General features: G+C 59.3%; 1 protein-coding gene and 1 pseudogene. One reads left to right on the forward strand and one right to left on the reverse strand.

What is annotated here, in order from left to right; all coding sequences use genetic code 11:
- The coding region (locus tag AB4Y99_RS27710; protein ID WP_441525615.1) for a hypothetical protein at window positions 1-294 on the forward strand (294 nt) is incomplete at its 5' end.
- A 1,524-nt stretch (window positions 295-1,818) separates the two neighbouring features.
- Here the strand turns inward: AB4Y99_RS27710 and AB4Y99_RS27715 are convergent.
- Window positions 1,819-2,039: pseudogene (locus tag AB4Y99_RS27715) on the reverse strand (exodeoxyribonuclease III); the annotation flags it as partial.

Genomic DNA, 2,039 nt, shown 5'->3' on the forward strand with positions numbered 1-2,039 from the left:
GGCGAGATCATCGCCGCACCCAATACGATGACGACAAGCGTTCTCAGCCAGACGGCTCGGGTATGGGGCGAAAAGATCCAGGAACTCTTCATGCAAACTGAGCCACGGAACGAACTGAAAGGCGTGGAATTTAGCAACGAAACCTCGCCTCAGGTCAATACTTGCCTGCTCAGTGGAGCATTATCAACCCGGGGCTCCGGATTGATCAGACCGTCTCCATCGCGAGGCCGCTTACCAGCCCGGTGGATGGAAGAGATGGCAGATCATGCTGCCGGCAATGGAGAGGAGCGCTGAARCGCGTGCGGAAAGCCCCGGCATCCTCCGCATCGGTAAAGCTTATGCGGATCCGCCTGTGGTCGGGCTCCCAAAGAATGCGAGCCTGATGCGGGATATRACGATCAATGAGCCATAGCCCAATCTCGTRGAGGCGCTCGTTTAGCATTGTCACGTCGAGCGGTAGATCGACATTGAAAGCGCCTTTCAGTCCAATCCGCGTGGTCACGGCGACGGCAGATTGCTGCACGTCGCCCTCCTGCTYGTCAGGTTCCGATGRTTTCACGGTACGCATGCCTTTCCGGCGYCTTCAATTGCAAAGCCCACCCGYATAGGGCGTGTTTCYTCACGTGATAGCGATTGAAGTCTGGGGAGCCGTCCTCCCACCAGACCGGCCCACGCTCGCCAAGTGCAACCTTGGCAGAACCGACGAGTGCGCGAGCGGCGTTTAGATTGCCGCGCCCGCGCTTGGCCTCTTTGATAGGCCCGGTGAGCATCCATCCGTTCGGCGACAAGTTGATGACGGCGTTCCTTCGGGGGCCGGATTGGTCGAGCGCCAGCGCCGGCGAAAATACTGGGGTATGCGAGCCTACCATCCATGGCGTGCGTCGAGGACGACCTCGAAGTGCGTTACAAACTCCGGCTTGACCAGCAGAAAGCGATCGTCCTCGGGATAATAACGGGCGCGGTTATGATCCGTAGTCGACATAGCCTGCGCGATCCCCGGTGCGGATTTTAGATGCCCAGCGTCGCAAGATCGATGCCGTAGTCATTCYACGCCTCCTACCYACTGACGGACGATCGACTAACGAATTGGTCGCGCCAAAGTTCATGCAGATGCGATGCGCSAAACGCGGAGGGCACTTTCTCTGGATGTCCCATGCGTCGTTCAGAAAAAAGGCCGGCGTCCCAAAGGGAGCCGGCCAAGGAGAAGCCGTGGCGCTGAGCCGAAAGCTTCGAGGGGAACGGCGGGACCAGGCTCCAGCGGGAGGGGGCTGGAGGGGTCAACAAGCCGCTCGCCCAATATGGGTCATGCGTCTGGAAGCGCAATCCGCCATTCAGATAACTATGCCATGCGGCAGGCGCGCGTCGACGCACTAGTCCTGTCACAAATCCGGATCGGTCGAGCTGCAACGGAGATCTGCTCTCCGAAGCTGGGAAGCGCGGCTCGGTTCTCAAAAATTCCACGGATATATCAATCTGTTGAGCTAAAATCGTCGGTCAGAGCCGGTTTCCGGAAGGGCGGCACAACTGAGTCACAGAGCCTCGAGCGATCGCCTCAGAAGCGCTGCGCGCCGAGGTTTGGCTCGGGCAGAGCCCTGCTTCACAGTTGCTGCTTGCGGACKAYCTCGAMAAAGCGTGCTGCCAATCGCGACAGCGGCCGGCTRCGCATGGTCATGAGACAGATCGTGGTGGGGATCTGCGGTTCCAAGGAGAGCTGAGCSARCCCATCGAAACGCTGCGCTTGCGTCAGAAGGCTGTCGATCAGCGTCACATCCCCAGGCTCCACCAGAAGATGAGCGGCTGAAATGCTGTAGGGAACGGTCATGAACGGGGCGGCAGAAGCTCGATCATAACCGGCGCGTGGTCGCTGGTGTGGTCCCAGCCTCGCGGAGCGCGTCGAACTTCCGCGGATTTCAATCGGGGTGCAAGGGTGGGGCTGAGCAGAATATGGTCGAGGCGAAGTCCCGCGYCGCGTTCGAATGAGTTTCGCCAGTACTTCCAGAACGTATAAATTYGCTCTCTCGGATGAAGGTGTCTAACGG

The organism is Allobosea sp. TAB14 (assembly GCF_052113865.1).
Lineage (GTDB): Bacteria > Pseudomonadota > Alphaproteobacteria > Rhizobiales > Beijerinckiaceae > Allobosea > Allobosea spartocytisi.